The 21546-nt window shown below is 70.4% G+C and carries 23 protein-coding genes and 1 pseudogene; all 24 read right to left on the reverse strand.

Translation table 11 applies throughout. The annotated features are described in order from the left end of the window. Positions 1 to 35: 35 nt before the first annotated feature. On the reverse strand, positions 36 to 668 hold the full coding sequence (gene lepB / locus BLW41_RS09140) for a signal peptidase I (protein WP_218138364.1): 633 nt from the start codon (positions 666 to 668) through the stop codon (positions 36 to 38). Positions 669 to 837: 169 nt separating this feature from the next. Further along, positions 838 to 1176: pseudogene (rplS, locus tag BLW41_RS09145) on the reverse strand (50S ribosomal protein L19); the annotation flags it as partial. Positions 1177 to 1297: 121 nt separating this feature from the next. Further along, entirely contained in the window at positions 1298 to 2050 is a 753-nt protein-coding gene (trmD, locus tag BLW41_RS09150) for a tRNA (guanosine(37)-N1)-methyltransferase TrmD (protein ID WP_093118382.1), read from the reverse strand. Positions 2051 to 2135: 85 nt separating this feature from the next. Continuing rightward, a complete protein-coding gene (gene rimM / locus BLW41_RS09155; RefSeq protein WP_177169445.1) occupies positions 2136 to 2621 on the reverse strand; it encodes a ribosome maturation factor RimM in 486 nt (161 codons plus the stop codon). A gap of 61 nt (positions 2622 to 2682) precedes the next feature. Continuing rightward, complete coding sequence (locus tag BLW41_RS09160) at positions 2683 to 2928, reverse strand: KH domain-containing protein (protein WP_093118386.1); 246 nt, start codon at positions 2926 to 2928, stop codon at positions 2683 to 2685. Positions 2929 to 2979: 51 nt separating this feature from the next. After that, on the reverse strand, positions 2980 to 3501 hold the full coding sequence (rpsP, locus tag BLW41_RS11400) for a 30S ribosomal protein S16 (RefSeq protein ID WP_093118388.1): 522 nt from the start codon (positions 3499 to 3501) through the stop codon (positions 2980 to 2982). Between the two features lie 89 nt (positions 3502 to 3590). After that, on the reverse strand, positions 3591 to 4916 hold the full coding sequence (ffh, locus tag BLW41_RS09170) for a signal recognition particle protein (protein WP_093118390.1): 1326 nt from the start codon (positions 4914 to 4916) through the stop codon (positions 3591 to 3593). 9 nt (positions 4917 to 4925) lie between these two features. Beyond that, the gene (ftsY, locus tag BLW41_RS09175) at positions 4926 to 5924 is read right to left on the reverse strand and encodes a signal recognition particle-docking protein FtsY (RefSeq protein WP_093118392.1); all 999 of its coding nucleotides are present in this window, start codon (positions 5922 to 5924) and stop codon (positions 4926 to 4928) included. 209 nt (positions 5925 to 6133) lie between these two features. Then, positions 6134 to 9340, reverse strand: a complete 3207-nt coding sequence (locus BLW41_RS09180; protein ID WP_177169446.1) for a chromosome segregation SMC family protein — start codon at positions 9338 to 9340, stop codon at positions 6134 to 6136. A gap of 15 nt (positions 9341 to 9355) precedes the next feature. Next, entirely contained in the window at positions 9356 to 10066 is a 711-nt protein-coding gene (locus BLW41_RS09185; protein WP_218138365.1) for a ribonuclease III family protein, read from the reverse strand. Positions 10067 to 10076: 10 nt separating this feature from the next. Beyond that, positions 10077 to 10331 (reverse strand): acyl carrier protein, encoded by a 255-nt coding sequence (acpP, locus tag BLW41_RS09190; RefSeq protein WP_093118398.1) that lies wholly within the window; start codon positions 10329 to 10331, stop codon positions 10077 to 10079. Next, positions 10328 to 11344, reverse strand: coding sequence for a phosphate acyltransferase PlsX (gene plsX / locus BLW41_RS09195; protein WP_093118400.1), 1017 nt, complete (start codon positions 11342 to 11344; stop codon positions 10328 to 10330). Before plsX ends, acpP begins: the two co-directional genes overlap by 4 nt. A 55-nt stretch (positions 11345 to 11399) precedes the next feature. Then, positions 11400 to 11591: a 50S ribosomal protein L32 gene (rpmF, locus tag BLW41_RS09200; RefSeq protein ID WP_093118402.1), complete on the reverse strand. Its 192-nt coding sequence runs from the start codon at positions 11589 to 11591 to the stop codon at positions 11400 to 11402. A 54-nt stretch (positions 11592 to 11645) separates the two neighbouring features. Next, positions 11646 to 12161: a YceD family protein gene (locus BLW41_RS09205; protein ID WP_093118404.1), complete on the reverse strand. Its 516-nt coding sequence runs from the start codon at positions 12159 to 12161 to the stop codon at positions 11646 to 11648. Between the two features lie 70 nt (positions 12162 to 12231). Then, on the reverse strand, positions 12232 to 12693 hold the full coding sequence (locus tag BLW41_RS09210; protein WP_093118406.1) for an ATPase: 462 nt from the start codon (positions 12691 to 12693) through the stop codon (positions 12232 to 12234). Positions 12694 to 12707: 14 nt separating this feature from the next. After that, positions 12708 to 13208, reverse strand: coding sequence for a pantetheine-phosphate adenylyltransferase (coaD, locus tag BLW41_RS09215; protein ID WP_093118408.1), 501 nt, complete (start codon positions 13206 to 13208; stop codon positions 12708 to 12710). A gap of 4 nt (positions 13209 to 13212) precedes the next feature. Beyond that, on the reverse strand, positions 13213 to 13773 hold the full coding sequence (gene rsmD, locus BLW41_RS09220) for a 16S rRNA (guanine(966)-N(2))-methyltransferase RsmD (RefSeq protein ID WP_093118410.1): 561 nt from the start codon (positions 13771 to 13773) through the stop codon (positions 13213 to 13215). Between the two features lie 80 nt (positions 13774 to 13853). After that, positions 13854 to 15995 carry an ATP-dependent DNA helicase RecG gene (recG, locus tag BLW41_RS09225; RefSeq protein WP_218138366.1) on the reverse strand — a complete coding sequence of 714 codons (2142 nt, stop codon included), beginning with the start codon at positions 15993 to 15995 and terminating at the stop codon, positions 13854 to 13856. 7 nt (positions 15996 to 16002) lie between these two features. Then, on the reverse strand, positions 16003 to 17688 hold the full coding sequence (locus BLW41_RS09230) for a DAK2 domain-containing protein (protein WP_093118414.1): 1686 nt from the start codon (positions 17686 to 17688) through the stop codon (positions 16003 to 16005). 38 nt (positions 17689 to 17726) lie between these two features. Further along, the gene (gene rpmB, locus BLW41_RS09235; RefSeq protein ID WP_093118416.1) at positions 17727 to 17918 is read right to left on the reverse strand and encodes a 50S ribosomal protein L28; all 192 of its coding nucleotides are present in this window, start codon (positions 17916 to 17918) and stop codon (positions 17727 to 17729) included. An 11-nt stretch (positions 17919 to 17929) separates the two neighbouring features. Beyond that, positions 17930 to 18403 carry a 6,7-dimethyl-8-ribityllumazine synthase gene (gene ribH, locus BLW41_RS09240; RefSeq protein WP_093118418.1) on the reverse strand — a complete coding sequence of 158 codons (474 nt, stop codon included), beginning with the start codon at positions 18401 to 18403 and terminating at the stop codon, positions 17930 to 17932. Next, the gene (locus BLW41_RS09245) at positions 18387 to 19751 is read right to left on the reverse strand and encodes a bifunctional 3,4-dihydroxy-2-butanone-4-phosphate synthase/GTP cyclohydrolase II (protein WP_093118420.1); all 1365 of its coding nucleotides are present in this window, start codon (positions 19749 to 19751) and stop codon (positions 18387 to 18389) included. The genes ribH and BLW41_RS09245 overlap by 17 nt, the downstream gene beginning before the upstream one ends. Then, complete coding sequence (locus tag BLW41_RS09250) at positions 19748 to 20395, reverse strand: riboflavin synthase (RefSeq protein ID WP_093118422.1); 648 nt, start codon at positions 20393 to 20395, stop codon at positions 19748 to 19750. The genes BLW41_RS09245 and BLW41_RS09250 overlap by 4 nt, the downstream gene beginning before the upstream one ends. 3 nt (positions 20396 to 20398) lie before the next feature. Further along, a complete protein-coding gene (ribD, locus tag BLW41_RS09255; protein WP_093118424.1) occupies positions 20399 to 21517 on the reverse strand; it encodes a bifunctional diaminohydroxyphosphoribosylaminopyrimidine deaminase/5-amino-6-(5-phosphoribosylamino)uracil reductase RibD in 1119 nt (372 codons plus the stop codon). Between the last annotated feature and the right edge of the window lie 29 nt (positions 21518 to 21546).

A 21546-nucleotide genomic window follows, 5' to 3' on the forward strand; every position in this document is an offset into this window, starting at 1 on the left:
GGGCGCCCGCCGAGCGGCACGCTTCGCAACCGCCCCTAGAGGGGACCAATGCGGCGCGGGGGCCAGTAGGTGAAGAAGGCTCTACCAATCATCCAGCGTTTCGGGATTGGCCCCCACTCGCGGCTGTCGGCGCTTGCTCCGCGGTTGTCGCCCATCATGAAGTAGTAGCCCTTGGGAATCCTGATCTCGAGAGGCAGCGTGCACGTCGAAGCGCAACCCGGATCGATCCGCGCCCAAGGCTCGCGTAGCCGCCGTCCGTTGATGTAAGCGTGACCGCCGAGGATCTTGATCCGTTCGCCGGGGAGGCCGATCACGCGCTTGATGTAGTTGGTGTCGGAGCGCTGGGGCGTCGGCCGCGGACACGGCGAATCCTCGGGATGACTGACGCCGCAGGCCGAGACGTCGGGGTCGGCACCGCGCGGTGGCTTGAACACGACGATGTCGCCGCGACTGGGGTTCCCGAAGCGGTAGGTGACCCGTTCGACCAGCACCCGCTGACCGACGTCGAGCGTCGGCTCCATTGACTCGCTCGGTATCCGGAACGGCTTCACCAGGAATGCCTGGATCACGAAGGCCAGGCCCAGCGCAAGACCGACGACCAGCAGGAGCTCGGCGATGCCGGCGAGCCGCGAACGCGGGCTCTTGGCCCCTGCCGCCGGACCCGCCACGTCAGGAGCCGGCCGGCTGCTCTTCGGCCGCAGAGCCCTCGTCGGCGACCGCGGCCGCTGCCTCCGCGCGCTCTGGCGCGCTGCCCTCGTCGACGTCCGCGGACGCCGCATCGTCGGCGCCCGTTCCGAGCTCGTCGGTGCGCAGCTGCTCAGCGGTCGCCTCCCCCGCTCGCCGCTCACGCACCCGTGCGGCACGCCCAACTCGCTCGCGCAGGTAGTAGAGCTTCGCCCGGCGCACGCGCCCGCGCGCAGCTACCTCGATCTTTTGGATCTTCGGGGAGTGCAGCGGAAAAGTGCGCTCGACCCCGACGCCGAACGACTGCTTGCGGACCGTGAAGGTCTCGCGCGCCCCCGAACCCTGCCGGCGAATCACGATGCCCTCGAAGACTTGGACGCGCCGCCGGTTGCCCTCGACGACTTCGAAGTGCACGCGCACGCGGTCGCCCGGCGAGAACCGCGGTCGCCGCTTGAGCTGGGCGCGCTCGAGTTTTTCGATCACGTTCTGCATGGCAATCAGGCGAGCGCCGATTACGACGGTCCGCGGGCCGGCGCAGCGCGGCGGCGAATCCTAGCGAAGGCGGGCCTTTAATTTCGCAGCTTCGCCGAAGCCGGCGCCTGCGGCACGCAGCTCAGGCGTCGTGGGGCCGCCGGTCGCGGCCGGGAGACTCGGCGGGTCCGCCACGCGGTTGCGCGCGTCGGCCCGAATAGCGCGTGACGGCGCGCTCGCGGCTGCGTGCCAGTCGCCACTCGCGAATCCGCTGGTGGTGACCGGAGAGCAAAACATCCGGCACGCGAAATCCCCGCCACTCCGCCGGGCGCGTGTAGTGCGGGTACTCCGGCGCACCCTCTAGAGCGCTGCTAAACGACTCCTCGCGGGCGCTTTCTTCGTCGCCGAGAACACCCGGCAGCTTCCGCAACACGGCGTCGGCGACCACCATCGCTGGCAGTTCGCCACCCGACAGCACGTACGGACCGATCGACAACACGTCGGAGGCCAGGTGTTCGTGGACGCGCTCGTCGAAACCCTCGTAGCGGCCGCACAGGAGCGTCAGCGCCGGTTCCTGCGCGAGCTCGTCGGCCAGCGCGTCGTCGAACTGCCGCCCGCTCGGGGCGAGCGCGATCACGCGCCGCTTGCGCGGTAGCTTCAGTGGATCGATCCCGTAGCGGGCGCGCAGAGCTGCCTCCACCACGTCGACCCGGATCACCATCCCGGCGCCCCCGCCGTAGGGCGTGTCGTCGACCTGACCGGCACGCAAAGGGGTCGTCGCTCTCAGATCGATCGCCTCGAAGCGGTGTCCCAACTCGAGCGCGCGGCGCACGTGCCGCTGCTCGACGAACCACGAGAACCACTGCGGAAAGAGCGTGAAGACATCGATCTCCAAGGCTCAACCCCTCAGCAACCACTCTCGCCCTACGGGCATCCTCACTTCCTCCCTACGCGCTGCTCGAAACCCCCGGCTTGCGAGCTCACTCTTCGTCATCTGCCAGCCCGAGGAAAGCAGCGCTGACGGTGATCCGACCGGACTCAAGGTCGACGGCGATCAAGGCATCGCGCACCAGCGGCACGAGCGTGCCCTGATCGAGCTCGAGCAAAGAGACACTCGGTGCCTCCAGGACCCGCGCAACCCGCCCGAGCGGACGCCCTCGGTCGGTCACCACCGATAGGCCCTCGAGCTCGCCGGCGAGCCACTCGTCGGCGGCGAGCTCCTGCTCGACCAGCAGGTGCTGTCCCTGCAAAGACCGCGCCTGCTCGCGGCTGCCGACTCCGGAGAGCCGAACGATTGGTCGCTGGTTGGTGCCCGCCCGGCGCTCGACACGCCTCACCGCGTCGGCGATGCGCACCTCGACCCCTGGCTTCAACGCGTCGGGATCAGCACCGACGACGTAGAAGCTGCCGTCGAGGCCGTGGGCCCGGCCGACGCGACCGACGCTGACCAGCCGCCTACGCCTCACGCGGGACGCGCGCGGCTGTCGGAGCCTGCGACTGGTCGGGCTCGACCGCCCACGGCGGCGTTCAGGCGACGATGTCGACGAGGACACGGCCGCCCCGGCGCGCCGCGACCGCCTTGGCAACCTGGCGGATCGCCTCGGCCGTACGACCGGAGCGTCCGATTACGTGCCCAGCGTCACCCTCAGCGACGTGCACCTCGATGATCAGCGCGTCCTCCTCCTCGTCGCGCCAAGAGCGCACCTCGACCCCCTCAGGGTTGCTGACCACCGCCCGCGCGAGAAAAGCGACGAGTTCCTCTAACGACCCCATAACGCTCTAAGCCATCGCCCGGACAGCCCGGCCCGCCCTCGGCGCCGGCGATCAGGTCGCGCCGTCGTCCCCGGCATCCGCCGCCGGTTCTTTCGCCTCCGGGGGGGGCTGCTCGGCGCTGCCTTCGGATGCCTCATCGCCCGCAGTCCCCTCGGCGGTCGGCTCAGTCTCGGCAGTCGGCTGAGCGTTGGCGGTCGACTCACTATCGGCTTGCGAGTCGGCCTCGTTCGCCTCCGGCCCAGCGGACGACTCCGCTACCTCGCTAGCCGCTGTCGCAGCGCGCGCCTTCTGCTGGCGCTCGGCCTCGGCCCTCAGCTCTGCCGCCGGCGGGTGACCGCGCCTCAGCGCCGCCACCAACTTCGAAACCGCCCGCGTCGGCTGGGCGCCGCGCGACAACCAACGCTCCAAGCGCTCCTCGTCGATTCGGATCTCGGAGGGTGAGCGCTGTGGGTTGTAGTGGCCGAGCACCTCAATGAAACGCCCGTCGCGGGGCGCGCGATCATCGGCCACCACGACCCGCCAAATCGGGTTATTGCGGTTGCCGACGCGAGTTAGTCGAACCTTCACGGCCATCGGGAGTCCCGCAGGTTAGCGGAGCAGCAAGCCGCGGCGCCGTACGCAGCCGACCCGCGGTCGGCGCTTCGCCGCCCGCCGGGCGAGCATCAGCGGCCGAGCAGCGATCCGAGCGCCCCGAGCCGCCCGCGACTCAGATCGCGCATCAGCCGACGCATCGCTTGGAACTGCTTGACCAGCTGGGCGACCTGTTGCGGCGAAGTCCCCGATCCGCGCGCGATCCGGCGCCGTCGCGAGGCGTCGATGATCTCCGGACGCCGCCGCTCCTCCGGAGTCATCGAAAGGATGATCGCCTCCACCCGATCGAGCTCGCGTTCGTCGAGGTCCAGAGCCGCCAGCTGGGAACCCATGCCCGGCAGCATGCCGAGCAAGCTCTTGAGGGGACCCATTTTTCGTATCTGGCGGAGCTGCTCGAGGAAATCTTCGAGCGTCAGCTCGGCACGGCGCATCTTCCGTTCCAGCTCGGCCGCCTTGCGCTCGTCGAGCTCACGCTGCGCCCGCTCGACCAGCGTCACGACGTCGCCCATGCCAAGAATCCGCTGAGCAACCCGATCGGGATGGAAGAGCTCGAACTCCTCGAGCCGCTCACCGGTCGACGCGAACACGATCGGACGGCCAGTTACCGCCTTCACCGACAGGGCCGCGCCACCGCGCGCATCACCGTCGAGCTTCGTTAGCACCAGCCCGTCGAACGGCGCCCGCTCAGCGAATGCCGTAGCGACGTTGACGGCGTCTTGACCCGTCATCGCATCAAGCACCAGCAACACGCGATGCGGGCGCACCCGTTCGGTGATCGCCTGCAACTCCGCCATCAACTGATCGTCGACGTGCAGCCGACCAGCCGTGTCGACGATCAGCACGTCACGCTGCTCCTCCCGCGCCCGCCCGAGCGCCCAGCCTGCTACCTCCACCGGCGTCGCGTCGGTGCCGCGCTCGTAGACCGTGCAATCGGCCCGCCCCCCCAGCAGTACGAGCTGCTCGACCGCGGCCGGACGCTGTAGGTCACAGGCGGCCAGCGCCACGTCCAGGCCCCTCTCCGCGCGCAGATAGCGAGCGAGCTTGGCCGCCGCGGTTGTCTTACCGGAGCCCTGGAGACCAGCGAGCACAACAACCGCCGGCCGAGCCTTAGGCAGAACGAATTCGCTGGTGGTACCGCCGAGCAGCTCGGTGAGCTCGTCGGCGACCACCTTCACGACTTGATGAGCGGGATTGACCGAGGCCAGGACCTGCGTGCCGATCGCCCGTTCGCGCACGCGCGCGGTGAACTCCTTGACGACCCGGAAGTCGACGTCCGCTTCGAGCAGCGCGAGACGCACTTGCCGCAGCGCGCGCTCGACGTCCTCCTCGCTCAGACGCCCGCGCGAGCGGACTTCGCCGAGTGCTTGCTGTAGGCGATCGGCGAGCGACTCGAACACGGTGCGAGGCTACTCGACCAGCGCGGCGGCGAAGGCTTCGGGGTCGAACGGGCGCAGGTCGGCGATGCCCTCACCGACCCCCACGAGCTTGATCGGGAGACCGAGCTCTTGGGCGATCGCCACGACCACCCCGCCCTTGGCGCTGCCGTCGAGCTTGGTCAAGACGATCCCCGTGACAGGCGTTTTTTGGGCGAACGCGCTGGCCTGCCGAAGGCCGTTCTGTCCGGTCGTCGCGTCGATCACGAGCAGCGTCTCGTGCGGGGCGCCCGCCACCTTCCCCGAAACGACCCGCCCGACCTTCGCTAGCTCCTCCATCAGGGGCGTGCGGTTGTGCAGACGACCGGCCGTGTCGATCAAAACCACGTCGACCCCGCGCGCTTGCGCCGCCTCGAGCGCGTCGAAGGCGACCGATCCGGGATCTTGCCCGGGCTGGCCGCGGACGATCTCGGTATCGGCCCGCTCCGCCCAGGCAGCAAGCTGCTCTACGGCCGCGGCCCGGTAGGTGTCAGCGGCCGCCACTAACACCCGCAGTCCGAGGTCCCCCCGCAGCGCCGCCGCCAGCTTGCCGATCGTCGTCGTCTTGCCGGTGCCGTTGACACCGACCACCATCACCACGGCCGGACGGGCGCGCAGGTCGAGACGCGCTTCCGAGCCGTCCGGACGAGCGGCTTGCGCGATCAGCTCGCGCAGTCGCGCGACCAGCTGCTCGCGTCCCTCGATACGGCCAAGAGCCACTTCCTCCTCGAGCTGCCCGACGATGCGAGCGGTGGCGGGAACGCCGAGGTCGGCGCGGATCAACGCCTCCTCGATGCGCTCGAAAACGCCGTCGTCGACGCGCCCGATAACGCTCGCACCGAGCTCGCCAGCGAGCGCTTCGCGCGTGCGACGCAGGCTTTCGCGCAGGCGAGCGAAGAAACCCCGCCCCCTTTCGCGTTCGTCAGCGCGGGCGTCCTCAGGGATTTCGCTGCCCGCAGGCAGCAGCACCGCGTCCCGCCATTCGCCAGCCATTGCGCAGGGCAGCTTAGGCGGCACGCAGGGGACCCCGGCAGCGACGCACAACAGCGGGCTGCCGGGGTCTGCTCCCCTCAGCGGTGCGCGACCCTGTCGCGCACCGGTTCGTTCGGCGCACCGGGCGCGCACCGTGAGTCGGGACGCCAGGAGCGGACGGAAGTAGGGCACGAGGGGCGCGAGGGGGCGAACAGCGGGCGGCGCGGTTCTCAAGCCGCGGCGCTTTCGGCGGGCCGCCCAGCCAACCGCCGAGACACCACGCGGGAGACTCCATCACGCCCCATCGAGACGCCGTAGAGCGTGTCGGCAGCGTCCATCGTGCGTTTCTGGTGGGTGACGACGATGAACTGGGCGCGGTCCGCGTAGCGCCGTAAAAGCGCCAGGAAGCGCTCGATGTTGACGTCGTCGAGCGCCGCCTCTACCTCGTCGAGGATGTAGAAGGGGCAAGGCCGCGCCAGGAACACGGCCATCAGGAAGGCGAGCGCCACCAGCGACTTCTCGCCACCGGAGAGCAGTGAGAGTCGCCGCGTCGTCTTGCCGGCTGGCGTGACCTCGACCTCGATCCCCGGTTCGACTGCTTCCTCCCCGCTCCCGTCGTCCGTGGACGGCGACGGTTCTTCACCTGTGCTGTCGGGCAAGGGCCGCAGCGTCGCGTTCTCGTCGACGAGCCGTAGTCGCCCTCTTCCGCCCGGGAAAAGGTGGGCGACCACCTCCTCGAAGTTCCGGGCCGCGGCCTCGAAGGTCTCCTTGAACCCCTCCTTGATCAAGCGGTCGGTCTCTGCGATCACGCGGTCGAGCTCGGCGACCGCATCTTCGAGGTCGCGGCGCTGCCGCTCGAGCTCTTCGACATGCCGCAACGCGTCCTCGTACTCCTGTTTGGCAAGCGGGTTGACCGGCCCGAGCTGTTCGCGACGGCGCACCAGGCGCTCAAGCCGTGCCCCGAGTTCGCTGCGCTCGTCCTCGCTGAGCGGTAGGTCGCGCGGCGTCGACGGCAAGCCGAGCCGGCTCGCCACCGACTCCAGCTGAGTTGCCGCGAGCTCGTGGGCGTCGCGCGCGCGTTCGCGCGCCACCCGGGCTGCCGTGAGGTCCTCGCTGGCAGCTCGCAAACGTCGCTGAAGCTCGCTCTCGCGCGCCGCGAGCGCACGCAGCCGTGCGGCGTGGTCGGTCTCCCCGCCCTCGCCCCTGCGGAGCTCGGCATCGATGCGACCGGCGGCCGCCCGCAGCGCCTCGGCCAGCTCCCCGAGCGCACGGGCCGCTCGCTCAGCGGCGCTGACTGTACGGTCGTCGGCTGCGATCGCTGCTCGTAGCTCGCTGCTCTCGGCACGCATCCGTTGTTGCTCAGCCTGCCGCCGCTCGAGATCCGCACGTAGCGAGCGCAACTCCGCCACCACCTCGGCTCGGCGCACGGCGTCAGGGCCCTCGTCGGGGCTGCGCCGGCGCTCCTCGAGCGTCCACTCGACGCGACGCAGCTGCTCCTGTGCGACGCTGCGCTGACGGTCCTGCTCGCGCAGCCGCTCGTCGGCCGCGTCGCGCTCGTTCTCCGCCGCTTCGAGCTCGCGCAGGAGGCTTTCAAGCGCGGCAGCGGCGGCGTGCTCGCGCTCGGCCGCCGCCTCAGCGGCGCACACCAGTTGGTCGCGACGTCGCCGCTCCTCGAGGACTCGTTCCACCCCGCCCGGCGTGACCCGGGCTACGGCACCGGTGCGCGGATCTAGCGACAGTCCCTCGCGGGTCACGGCAAGACCGTCGAAGTCGGCGGGGACGTCCTCGAGGCTTTCGAACACCCAGACGTCGGCAAGTGCGCCGTCTACCAGCGCCGCCGGCGCCCCGTGCAACTGAACATGTTCACGCAGTCGCTGGGCAGCGGCCGGCGGTCGGACGGTCGGCTGGCGCCCACGCGCCCGTTCCGGGACGACCACGACCTCGCCGCCTCGCGCACCCTCGCCGGCAACGATCTCGACCGCGTGTTCGAGGCTCGCGGCGACGCCGGCGCTCAACGCCGGTCCAAGGGCCGCTGCTAGCGCCCGTTCGTAGCCAGGCTCGCAGCCGATCCCGGACAACAGCGAAGGCAGGCCTGCGACCGGCGCGCCGGCGCGGGCCAGGAACTGGTTGGCGGCGGCGAGCTCGCTCCCGATGCGAGCGCTCTCGCGCCGCGCTGCCGCGAGCGCGCGCTCGCCCTCGCGCACCCGAGCGCGGATCGACTCCGCCACCGCGCTCGCCTCGCGCCGCGCCTGCTGGGCCGCTTCGAAAGCGCGCTGCGCCGCCGCGACCGCGGCGAGTGCGCGCTCCCGCTCCCGCTCGAGTTCCTCGAGAAGCTCGCGCCGTCTTTGTTCGCGGCGCCGCTCGAGCACTTCCAGCTCACGCTCGAGCGCGGCGATCCGTTCGCGCATCGACTGTTCGGCAGTGCTCGCCGCGGCCTCGTTGAGCTCGCGCTCAAGCGCCGCGCGGCGCGCGGCGCGTCGCTCGCGCCGTTCGCTCGCCGCGCGCGCACGCTCGACCGCCACCTCCGCCCGCACAGCTATGCGATCGGCGGCGGCAGCGAGGGCGTGCGACGCCGCTCGCAGCCGCTCGCGCTCGCGCGCGCGTGCGGCTAGCTCCTGCTCGCAGCGTCCCCGCTCCTCCGTCACCGTGGCGAGCTCCTGCTCGAGTTCACGCAGGCTCGCCTCCGCTGCCTCCGCCTGAGCGCTCGCAAGGCGGTTGCGCTCCTCCGCCGCGCGCAGCTCATCGCGCAGCAGTTCGTAGCGCACCTCGAGCTGTTGGCGCTCGAGCCTTTCGTGCAGCTCCGCCGCCTCTGCCTGTCGCCGCAGCGGGCGCAAGCGCGAACGGGCTTCGCGCTCCACGTCGAGCAAGCGCTCGAGGTTGGCGCGCGTGCGCTCCAACTTGAGCTGGGCACGGTGTCGGCGCTTGCGGTGCTTGCCGAGCCCTGCTGCCTCCTCGATCACACGTCGCCGGTCGCGCGGACGGGAGAGCACGATCTGTTCGACCTTGCCCTGCGAAACGACCGAGTGCATCTCCTTGCCGAGACCGGTGTCGGACAAAACCTCGAGCACGTCGACGAGACGGCAGCGCGCACCGTTGATGCGGTATTCGCCCTCGCCCGAACGGTCGAGCCGTCGCAGGATCGCGATCTCGCTGAAGTCGCTTCCGAGCCGGCCGTCGGAGTTGTCGAGGACGACCTCCACCTCCGCCACCGGCGCCGACGGCACACCAGGCCCGCCAGCGAACAGCACGTCGCGCATCGTCTGACCGCGCACCGCCAGTGGACTCTGCTCCCCGAGCGCCCAGAGCACCGCGTCGGTGATGTTCGATTTGCCCGACCCGTTGGGTCCGACGATCACCGAGATCCCCGGCCCGAACTCGAGCTTGGTGCGGAAGGGGAACGACTTGAAGCCCTTGAGCGTGACGGAGCGCAGGTGCACAGCCAGCCGCGATCCTCAGTCCGGGGTGCCTTGGTCGCGCTCGTCCTCGCGCTCAAGCCGCTCGAGGGCGGCCAGCGCCGCCTCCTGCTCCGCCGCTTTCTTGCTGCGACCCTCACCGCGGCCGAGGTCACGACCCCCAGCGCTGGCGACAACCACGAAGCGCCGCTTGTGGGGCGGACCCTCTTCGGCCTCGATCCGGTACTCGACGGTCTGCGACCGGCGCGCCAAGCGTTCCTGGAGGAGCGACTTGAAGTCGAACGGCTCGGCGATAGCACGCTCGATCTCCGGACCGAAGGCTTGAAGCACGGCGGCAGCCGTCCGCTCGAGCCCGAACGCCAAATAACAGGCACCGATCACCGCCTCGCAGATCGAAGCCAGCACCCGTTCCGATTCGAGCAGGGCACGCACAGCGCGTTGGTGGTCCGCTGGCGCGGCCGCCCGCAGCCGCTCAGGGACCTCGAGAGCGCGGGCGACGCGCGCGCAGGCGGCGCCACTGACGGCCTGGGCGCGCAGCTTGGTCAGACGGCCAGCGCCGTACTCCTCGAAGCGCGGCAGCAGGTAGGTCGAAACGCTCAGACTGAGCACCACGTCGCCGAGGAAGGCGAGTCGCTCGTACGACTCCGCGCGCGACGGCGCCCACGATGCGTGCGCGAAAACCTGGCGGTAGAGCTCTGGTGGCAGTTCGTCAAGCAGCTCGCGCAGTGCTTCGGCGCGGCTGGTCGCCACCGGCGAGGGCTCAAGTTCCGAGCGAGGCGGCATGGCGGGCGATGTAGTCGGCTGCCTGACCGACCGTCTCGAGCTTCGCGGCTTCCTCGTCGGGTATCCGGATGCCGTAGCGGTCTTCGAGCTCGACCACCAGCGCCACCAGATCGAGCGAGTCGGCCTCGAGATCCTCGCGGAAACGGGCGTCCTCGGTGATGCGCTCGAGGGGCAGCTCGAGCTCTTCGGCGAGGTGCTGGCGGATGCGCTCGAGTACTTCGTCGCGGGTCATCGCTGCTGGGCGACGCTACCACCCACCCCGGACCGCAGCACACCCGCAGCGGCGAGCGCCGCGGCCGTCCGTTCGACCATCTGCTCGTCAACGGCCCGGCGAGCCAGGCGGATAGCGCTGGCGATGCCAACTGGTCCGAAGCTGCCGTGCGCGACGATCACGGGCTTGCGCAATCCCAGCAGGATCGCGCCACCGATGCGCTCGGGATCGATGCGCTCACGTAGACGACGCAGCGGTGCGCGGACCAGCAGACCGCCGACGCGCGGCAGCACCCCTCGCGCGAGCTGTTGCCTGATCGCCCGCCCGAGCTCCGCGGAGGTGCTCTCCATCACCTTCAGCGCGACGTTGCCGGTGAAGCCATCGGTGACCACCACGTCGACTGTCGCACGCGGCAGGTCGAAGCCCTCGACATTCCCGTGGAACTCGAACGTCCGTTCCCCCGCCTCGGCTCGCTCGGCGAGGCGCCGATGCGCCTCGAGCACGTCGGGCGTTCCCTTGGCCCGCTCCTCGCCCACCGAGAGGAGCCCGACGCGTGGTCGCTCGACGCCCATACAGGCCTGCATGAAGCAAGCACCGAGGTAGGCGAACTGCACGAGGTGCTCGGGCCGGACTTCGACGTTGGCGCCGGCATCGAGCAGCAGGGTGGGCCGTTCGAGCGTCGGCAGCACAACCGCCAGCGCCGGACGATGAACGCCCCGCAGACGCTTGATGCGCAAAAGCGCGGCCGCCAGCACAGCACCCGTCGCGCCCGCCGAAACGAGCGCCTCGCAGCGGCCCTCGGCGACCGCTTCGGCGGCCTGCACGATCGAGGCTTCGGGCCGTGAGCGTACCGCCAGGGCCGGCTCCTCGTCGCCGCCGATCAGCGTTGGCGCGTGCACGATCTCGGCCCGCGGACCACACTCCGCGAGCGCTTCGCGGGGGCCGAAGACCAGCGCCTCGACCCCGCTCCTTGCGACCCCTGCGGCGACCGCTGCCGGACCGCGGTCGGCCCCGTTGGCGTCGACGGCAATCATCCGCGGTGCAGACGACCGACCCAGCGCGCCACACCGCCGCCGGGCCGATGCGACCTCAGGTGGTGGTTTCCTCCTCGGCCGCGAGCACCACGCGGCCGCCGTAGGTCCCGCAGTTCGGGCACACCCGATGGGGGCGCTTCGCCGCTCCGCAACGCGGGCAGGCGGCGAGGTTCGGCGGCGAGATGCGGTGCTGGGAGCGCCGCTTGTGCGTACGCGAATGCGACTGGCGCTGCTTCGGGACGGCCATCGGAGCTGGCAGTCTAACCGTTAGCGCGTGTTCGCCGTGCGCGCCCTGTGGGCGTCAGTCGAAGCGCAGTTCGCGCAAGACCGCCCAACGCGGGTCGGGTGCGCGCTCGTGGCGATGGTCGGGCCCCACCTGATTGAGATTCGCCCCGCACTCTGGGCAGAGACCGCGACACTCCTCGCTGCAGACGATCCGGTGCGGTAGCTCCAGCGCCAGCGCATCACGGGCCCAACTTGCCACGTCGAGCAGCTCATCCTGGAGATAGGGCGAGCGCAGCTCCTCGCCACCGCCCGGCTGATCGATCTCGCGCGCGTCGATCGCGACCGGCCTGCGAGCCACCTCCAGGCAGCGCATGCAGGGCCCCTCGAGCGTCGTCTCGTAGCGCAGTCGGAGGGCGAACCCGCGAGTGGTGCGTTCCGCATCAAGGGTGGCCGTCACAAAGCCACCTGCAGCGGCGTACGTCTCGCCGCCGAAGGTAAGCGGTTCGATCGCGACGTCGAGCGTGAAACGACGACCTTCACCCGCCGCCAAGCCGAGGCGCCCGACGTCGAAAGTGTCGGCGCGCTGGGGCATAGCAACGAGGGTAACGCGCGCGCCGGCAACCCTCACCGTACGCGTGTTCGCCCGCCCCGAGCGCCGCTACTCAGCCGACTTCGGCTTCTTCGCGCCCTTGTAGGCGCTCGCGTCCGCGCCGCACCGCTGCGATGAACTTCTCGAGGTTTACCTCGAGCGTGTTGAGGATGTCGTCCGCGTAATCCTCGGCGCCGAGTCGAATCTCGCGCTCGCGCGCCCGCGCCTCTTCGATGATCTCCTCGGCTTGCCGCTGAGCTTGCTTGACGACTTCTTGCTCGGAGATCAACCGCTCTTGCTCCTCGCGCGCCTCGCGGATGATCCGCTCGGCCTCGCGCTTTGCCTCGGCGAGCATCTCCTGGCGCTCCTTGACGATCCAGCGCGCCTGCTTGACCTCCTCGGGGAAGGTGGCCCGCATCTGATCGAGGATCTCGAAGATCGCCTCGCGGTCAACGCGGACCTGATCCGAGAAGGGCACGGGCTTGGCGTTGTGGATCAGGTCGTCGAGTTTGCTGATCAGCGCCAGGACGTCCATCGCACGTATCTTCGCTAGCGGCGTAGCTCTTCCTCTAAGCGCCGTGCCACGCGTTCTGGGACGAGGCCCGAGAGCTCGCCCCCGAACATCGCGAGCTCTTTGACGCCACTGGAGCTCAAGAAGCTGTACTGGGGCGCCGCCATCAGATAGACGGACTCGATCTCCGGCGCCATCTTCCGATTGAGTTGGTTCATCTCGAACTCGTACTCGAAGTCGGAGATCGCCCGCAGCCCCTTGACGATCGCAGTGGCGCCGTGTTTGCGCGCAAAATCGACAAGCAAAGTATCAAATGACTCGACCTCTACGTTGCCGAGATCGGCAACCTCAGACCGGATGAAATCGACGCGCTCCTCGGCACTGAACACCGTCTTCTGCTTGCGGACGGGCTGACGAACGACCGCCACCACCACCCGTTCGAAGACGCGCGCCGCACGGCGGATGATGTCGAGGTGGCCGAGCGTCACCGGGTCGTAGGAGCCCGGGCAAATCGCGGTCGCGTGGTTGCGCTCGGACACCGTCCTAGGCCCTCCCGGAAGCGCGATAGAGACTTATCAGGGTGTCGCCATAGCGTCGCTGGCGGATCGGCTCGAAGCCGAGCTCGAGCGGCGCGTGTCTGTGCGATTCGGTGACGATCACGGCGTCCTCGGCAAGCAGCGGCGCCAGCCGGCGGTCGATGGTCGCCGCCAACTGGCTCGCGGAATCATATGGCGGGTCGCAGAAGACGACGTCGAAAGGCGCATCTTCGCGCCCTTGCCGAGAAGCCAGGTAGCGGCGAGCGTCCGCCGCACGTACCACGGCCAGCGGCGGTCTCAGCTGAAGGCTCCTTAGGTTGGCCTTGATCGTGGTGAGCGCGCGCGCGTCACGCTCGACCAGCACCGCGCTGGCGGCACCGCGCGAGAGCGCCTCGATCGCGAGGGCGCCGCTGCCGGCGAAGAGGTCGAGCACACGTCGCCCCTCGAGCGGTCCGAGCAGCGCGAACAGGGCCTCCCGCACCCGCTGTTGAGTAGGCCGTACCGCACCCCCGGGCAGCCGCAGACGGCGACCCCGAAAGCGTCCCGCTATGACACGCGTCTCGGGCACACCGAGAAGGCTGGCGTATCCGCTGCCAGGCTGATCACTGCGGCTCGCAGCCGCCGCCCTCGGAGCCGGCGCTCCGGCGCCTAGCCGGGGATCGGTTCGGCAGCAGCACCGAAGCGCTCCTCGCTGGCAGCGGCCAACAGCTGATGCTCCGGATCGGCCAGCTCGGGGTCGCGTGCGAGCAGTTCGGCGGCCGCTGCGTGGGCGCGCTCGAGCAGCGGGGCATCGCTCGGCAACCGCGCGAAGCGCAGCGACGGAAGCCCGTGCTGGCGGGTTCCGAGGACGTCACCCGAGCCGCGCAGCTGGAGATCGATCTCGGCCAGCCGAAACCCGTCACTGTGGGCAGCGAGCGCGCGCAACCGCGGCAACGAGGGGTCGCCGATCAAGATGCACACCGACGGGGCGGTCCCTCGCCCCACCCGCCCACGCAGCTGGTGGAGCTGGGCGATTCCCCAGCGGTGCGCCTCTTCGACGACGATCACGGTCGCGTTGGGGACGTCGATTCCGACCTCGACGACGCTCGTCGCTACCAGCACATCGATCTCGCCCTGGGCGAAGCGCGCCATCGTTTCCTGGCGTTGCGCCGCCGGCAGCTGACCGTGTACGAGCCCTAAGCGGAGGCCGCGCAGCTCGCCCTCGGTGAGCCGCTCAAATTCGGCGGTGGCGGCGCGCGCCGCGAGCGCCTCGGACTCCTCTACGAGCGGGCAGACCACGAATGCCTGGTGCCCCCGGGCGACGGCCGCTCGTACCCGAGCCATTGCTTCGCGCCGACCTTCCTCTCCAGCAAGCACCAACGTCTCGACCGGTCGCCGACCGCGCGGCAGCTCCCGCAGCACGGTCACGTCCAACTCGCCGTAGGCGGTCAGCGCGAGGGTGCGGGGAATCGGCGTCGCCGTCATATGCAGCACGTGCGGAACCAAGCCGTTCGGCCCCTTGCGCTCCAGCGCCGCCCGCTGGCGGACGCCGAAGCGGTGCTGCTCGTCGATCACGGCCAGCGCGAGCGCCGCGAACCGCACACCCGGCTCGATCAAAGCGTGGGTACCGACGACGATTGGTAGCTCACCGCTCGCCAACCGTTCGAGCGCCTCGCGGCGGCGGCGCGAGCCGACGGTGCTGGTGACGAGCGCCAGCGGTACGGTGCCGCCGAGCAGTCGGTCGAGGGTGCGGTGGTGCTGTTCGGCGAGTGTCTCCGTGGGAGCCATCAACGCCGCCTGGTAGCCGGCACGCGCGACCTGCAGCATCGCCGCCGCCGCCACCAGCGTCTTGCCGGAACCGACCTCTCCCATCAACAGACGGTTCATCGGTCGCTCGCCCGCCAGCTCGCCGGTCAAGACGGAGATTGCCCGGCGTTGGTCGCCCGTGGGCTCGAACGGGAGCGTTTCGAGCCAACACGCGAGCGCGGTCGCTGGCGCTTCCACTGCCGGCGCACGGGCCCGCGCACGACGCGCGTTGCGACGCCGCCCGAGCGCCAGCTGCAGGAGCAGCAGCTCCTCGAAGGCAAGTCGCGCGCGTGCCGCCTCGGCCTCTTCGAAGGAGCGCGGAAAGTGCGCGGCAAGCAGCGCCGCAGCGCGGTCGGGAAGGCCTTCGCGGGCGCGCAAGCGTGCCGGCAGGGGGTCCGGGCAGGCGAGTGCCCGAGCAGCAAACCGCCGCACCAGGTGACGGAGGCGCCGCGCGCTGAGCTCCGCGCTCGCCGGGTGCACCGGCACCAGCGAGGCCGGGCGGGACTCGCCGCTGGGCGCGTTACCGGCGGCCCGGGCCGCGGCTTCGCGGTCCAGCCACTCGTGGTCGCGAACCCAGAAGCGCCCTCCCTCCTTCGGCACTCCCTCGAGGCGGAGAAGATCACCCACCCGCAGGCGATGACGTAGCCAGCGGCGGCCCCACCAGACGGCCACGAGCGCGCCGGAGGCATCGGCAACGCGCGCCTCGATGCGCGCCCGTCGGGGACCTCGTGCCGGCACCTCGCGGACCTCCTCGACGCTCGCAACCACGGTCGCCGGCTGCCCCGGCTCGAGCTCGGCGATCGGCCGCGCCCCGGCGGGGTCGCGATGCGTGTGCGGCAAGTGTTCGAGTAGGTCCCCGACCGTTTCGATGCCCAGCGAGCGCAAGGCCTCCTCGCGGATCCCGGGCAGCCGCAGCGGCGCCTCGAGGATCGCGCGGCTGGGCAAGGACCGCAGCGGCTCCAAGGATGGACGCTCGCGCTTGAAGTCCGGGCGTCTCCCGAGCACTAGCGCACTACTCGGCCGCGACCAGCCACCACCACTCAGGATCTCCGCCCGGCAAGACCTCGAGCTCGGCCCCCGGCGGGGCGAGCTGCCGCAACTCCTCGTCGCCGATCGGGGCTTGGCGCCCCACCAGCACCGTCACCAGTTCCGCCCCCCGACCGACCTCCTCGAACAGCACGCGCAGCGCCTCGCTCGGTGAGCGACAGAGGACGGTGCGCTCGTCGCCAAGCCAGGCGACGGCCGCGCCCCCGTCGCCGTCGTCGCGCGCGCTACCAGACCCCGTCCCCTCCACTTCCGACCCCGTCCCCTCCACTTCCCCTTGCTGTGCTCGCCGCACGCCGCCGTAGGCGACACCATTTGCCCGTTCCGCCATCCGCTTCGCGTTATCGCGCGCGCTGCGTTCGGGGTCGAACTCGACCAGCAGCGCGAGACCCTGCTGCGGCGCCTCGGTCGGCACGACCACGACGTTCCTCTCGGCCAGCCGTGCGGCTGCCTCGCAAGCCTCGCGGTGGGTCACTCCGTTGGGCAGCAAGAGCACCTCTTCGCCGCCGGTCGCGTTGACCGCGGCGAGCAGGTCGGGTGCTCCCAGCTGACGGTCCGCGGCTTCCACGACCACCGCTCCGAGCTCTTCGAAGAGGCGCACAACGCCGCTGCCCGAGGCGACCGCCACGACCCCGCAGCGCGGGCGCTCCTTAGTGGCAGCGGCGAGCCGCGCGCGCCGCTCGTCGACCTGCGCCCACATGTCCGCGACTTCGAGGCGAGAGACCTCGCCACAGCTCGCGCAGAGGGCGGTGGCGCGGTCCGGCTCGTTGGTGTGCAGGTGGATCCGTAGGGTGCGTGTGTCGCCGACCACAAGCACGCTGTCGCCGAGCTCTTCGAGGCGCAGCCGGAGACTTGTGGCATCGAGGTCGCGACCGGTCAGCGCGAAGTTCGTGCAGTAGCGATAGCTGGTGGACGTATGAGCAGGCGAGTGGATCGCTGGTCGCGCCGCCGGCGCGTGGTGCTCGAGCTGCACAGGGGCGCCGCGCAGCGCGGCGATCGCCCCGGCGAGTAGCGCGCACAGTCCGTAGGCCCCGGCATCGACGACCCCCGCCTCGCGCAACGCAGCGAGCCGCACAGGGCTCTCGGCGACCGCCTGCCGGCCCGCTTCGAGCGCCCGCTCGAGGACGTCCGCCAGCAGACGGTCCTGTTGCTCGGGCGCAATCGTCCCCTCGAAGCGAACCTGTGGCGCCCGTGCCACGAGGTGCGCAACGGCGCTCGCCATCGCACGCACCACGGTGAGCATCGTGCCCTCCGCGGGCTCCCGGACGGATGCGTAGGCTGCGTCAGCGGCTCTCGCCAGCGCCGCCGAGAGCAGCGCCGGATCGACCGGCTGGCCACGACGCGAGGCCAACTCCTCGGCTGCCCCGCGCACGATTTGGGAGAGGATCACACCGCTGTTGCCGCGCGCACCCAGCAGTGCGGCACGGGCGACGGCTGCAACTACCTCGTCGCGCCCGATGCGATCCAGACCTTGTGCGGCGAGGCGGTCGAGCTCCTCGACGACCGCGCGCAGCGTCAGGCTCATGTTGTCGCCGGTGTCGCCGTCGGGGACCGGGAAGACGTTGAGGTCGTTCACCTCCGTGCGGCGGCGCTCGAGCTCCGCCAACGCACCGGCCACGACCTTGCGGAAGCGAGCGAGGATGTCGTCCGCCATCGGCGCGCGCCCCTCGTGGGGGACTGGACGCCCGCCGCTCAGGCGGCCTTCAAGACCTTCCCCGCCTTGATGCAGCGGGTGCAGACGTACTCGCGCCGCGGAGCGCCCGCGACCACGATGCGCACCTTCTGCAGGTTCGCATCGAACCGGCGCTTGGTGGCGACCATCGAGTGGCTACGGTTGTGACCGAAGCCGGGACCTTTGCCGCATACGAAGCAGATCTTCGGCACGGCTCGACAGGCTAGCGCACCGCGCGGGCCTGTTCTTGCGCCCGTAGCTGTCGGCGCAGTTCGACCATCGCGAGCACTGCTCGCGCCGCATCCTCCCCGACGTGGCGTTTGCCGGCTCCCGACCTGGCAAGCGCCTGCTCGCGCGTCTCGCAAGTGATCACACCGAACCCGCAGGGCACACCGGTGGCGCGCTGCGCGGCGCCGATGCCCCGCGCTGCCTCCTGGCAGACGAAGTCGTAGTGGTCGGTTTCTCCGCGTATCACCACGCCCAAGCAGACGACGCCGTCGAAACGTCCGCTCTCTGCACACCAAAGCGCCGCCAGCGGTAGTTCGAAGGCGCCGGGCACGTCGAACACCTCGCTCGCCACCCCTGCCGCGCTCAGCACCCGCTGGGCGCCCTCGACCAAACGATCCGCGAGCTCCGGATAGAAGCGGGCAACGCAGATCGCGACGCGTAGGGCCGCGTCGCTACTGCTCGCGCTCACGGTCCTCCCCGCTGCCCTTGGGTTTGGCCGGCGCCGGACCCTCTCCGTAGAGGTCGGTTTCGAGCGGAATCCGACCGAGCCGCCGGTCGTTCATCCGCTCGGCGTGGATCATCTCCTCGTCGAGCGCCAGACCCTGGTGGTGCAAGAGGTGGCCGAGCTTTTCCCGCTTGGCTCGCAGGTATTCGCGGTTGTGCTCGTTCGGCGGGTGCTGGATCGGGATCTGGTCGGTTACGCGCAACCCGTAGCCCTCAAGGCCAATGATCTTCTTCGGGTTGTTGGTAAGCAGGCGGATCGTCGTCAGCCCGAGATCGACAAGGATCTGGGCGCCGATACCGTAGTCGCGGAGGTCCGCCGGCAATCCCAGCTGGAGGTTGGCGTCGACCGTGTCGAGCCCCTCCTCTTGCAGCTTGTAGGCCTTCAGCTTGTTGAGCAGCCCGATGCCTCGGCCTTCCTGGGAGAGGTAGAGGAGCACGCCTTGACCCTCAGCCTCGATCATCGCCAGCGCCGACTCCAGCTGCTCGCCGCAGTCACAACGCAACGAGTGGAAGACGTCACCGGTCAGGCACTCCGAGTGCACACGCACGAGCACGTCCTCGCGTCCGGCCACCTCACCCTTGACGAGCGCGACGTGGTGCTTGCCGTCGACCAGCGAGCGGTAGCCGATAACCGTGAACTCGCCGTAGCGAGTCGGCAGACTGGCCTCCGCGACGCGCTCCACCAGCTTCTCGTGTCGCCGCCGGTAGGCGATGAGGTCGGCGATCGTGATCATCTTCAGCCCGTGGCGCTGGCAGAACCGCTCGAGGTCCGGCACCCGCGCCATCGTGCCGTCGTCGTTCATGATCTCGCAGATCACTCCGGCCGGCGTGAGCCCGGCCAGGCGGGCGAGATCGACCGCCGCTTCGGTCTGCCCGGCGCGCTCCAGGACCCCGCCCGGCTTCGCCTTGAGCGGGAAGACGTGGCCCGGCTGGACCAAGTCGCTCGGTTTCGTGCGCGGGTCGATCGCGACCTGGATCGTGCGCGCCCGATCGTGCGCGGAGATACCGGTCGTGACACCCTCGCGCGCCTCGATCGAGACGGTGAAGGCAGTCTCGAAGGGTGACTCGTTCTTGGCGGTCATGAGCTCGAGGCCCAGCTCCTCGCAGCGTTCGGGCGTCAGTGCGAGACAGATCAAACCGCGCCCGTACTTGGCCATGAAGTTGATCGCCTCCGGCGTCACGAACTGCGCGGCGAGCGTGAGGTCGCCCTCGTTCTCGCGGTCCTCGGCGTCGCAAACGACAACCATGCGCCCGGCGCGGATCTCTTCGATCGCCTCTTCGATCGTGCTGAACGGGGACTTGCGCTCGCTCATTGGCGCCTCACGCTCCTCGAGGTGTGCGACCGCTCGGCCGCGTCGACGAAATTGTGCACGTATTCGCGCACGAGTCGTTCGACGTGTTTGGCGATCACGTCGACCTCGAGGTTCACCGGCGAACCGACCGACAGGCGACCGAGAGTGGTGCGCTGGCGGGTCTCGGGAATCAACGAGACGGTGAAGCTCTGCTCACCGAGTGCCGCGATCGTCAGCGAGACCCCGGCAACGGCGATCGACCCCTTCTCCACGAGGTAACGCATGAGTTCCGGCGGTGGCGCGATCTCGAGCAGACGCGCGAAGCCCTCCTCGCCGCTTTTGACGATGCGGCCGACGCCGTCCACGTGACCCTGCACGATGTGCCCGCCAAGGCGCGCACCGACGGCGAGGGCGGGCTCCAGGTTGACGGGGTCCCCCCGCGTAAGCTCGCCGATCGTGGTGCGGCGCAGGGTCTCGGCCATCGCCTGCACCTGGAAGCGATCGCCGGCAACCTGCGTGACGGTCAGGCAGGCCCCGTCGACCGCCACCGAGTCGCCGGCTGCCAGCTGACCGGCCAGCTCCGCGATCACCGTCAGCTCGGCACCGGCAGCGTCGCGTGCCAGCGCCGCCACCGTCCCCACCTCTGCGACCAGCCCCGTGAACACCGCTCACCACTCCCGCAGGCGGGCGACGATCAAGACGTCGTCGTCGATTCGTTCGAGCGCCACCAGCTCCGCGCGTACGGCGTCGGCAATCGCCTCCGGACCGGTTCCCGACAGCGGGCCAGGCGCCTCGCGGTCGCCGACCAGCAGCGGCGCGACGAAGGCGCGCAGCTCGTCGACCTCGCCGGCCGCCAGAAAGGCGGCCGCCAGGCGCGGGCCGCCCTCGACCAGCAGCGACTGAAGCTGCCGCTGGCCGAGCTCGTCGAGGGCCGCCACGACCCGCGCCGGCTCGTTCTCGCCGGCCGCGACGACCACCTCCACACCGGCCGCCTCCAGTCGCTGCAGCGCGGGACGCGCAGCCGCCCGTGAGACCACCAGGATCAGCGGTGCCTGATCGATCGTGCGAACGAGCTGCGAATCCGGGGGCAGCCGCGCCTCGGAGTCGAAGACGACGCGCACCGGTTGGCGCTCCGCCGACGGATGCCTGGCAGTCAACAGCGGATCGTCGGCCAGCGCCGTGCCGATGCCGATCGCCAGGGCGTCGCTTTGTGCCCGCCAGCGATGCACCAACTCCCGGCTGCGCTCGCCCGAGATCCAGCGCGAGTCGCCGCTCCGCGTAGCGACCGCACCGTCGAGCGTCATCGCGTACTTCAGAGTCACGTGCGGGCGCCCGGTGCGCGCGTGTTTGCGGAACGGCTGGTTGAGCAGCCGCGCCCGCCGCGCGATCTCGCCCTCGGCGACGACTACCTCCACGCCCTCGTCACGGAGGATCGCAAGGCCGCGCCCCGAGGCCTTTGGGGTGGGATCGTCGGACGCCACCACCACCCGTTTGATCCCGGCCGCCAGGATGGCGTCCGTGCAGGGTGGCGTACGCCCCTCGTGACAGCACGGCTCGAGCGACACGTAGAGAGTCGCACCGCGGGGATCGACATCACAGGCGGCGAGTGCGACGCGTTCGGCGTGTGGCTCGCCGGCCGCCGCGTGAAACCCCTCGCCGAGCACGCGCTCACCGCGCGCCACCACCGCCCCCACACAGGGGTTGGGACTGGTGCGCCCACGCCCCCGCTCCGCGAGATCGAGAGCGCGTTCGAGGTGACGGAGATCGCTTTCGGTGAGCATCGTCATGGCGTTGCCCCGACGGCGGCGCCGCCGGA

Origin of the sequence: Thermoleophilum album, from assembly GCF_900108055.1 — a bacterium.
In the GTDB taxonomy this organism is placed as follows: Bacteria; Actinomycetota; Thermoleophilia; order Solirubrobacterales; family Thermoleophilaceae; genus Thermoleophilum; species Thermoleophilum album.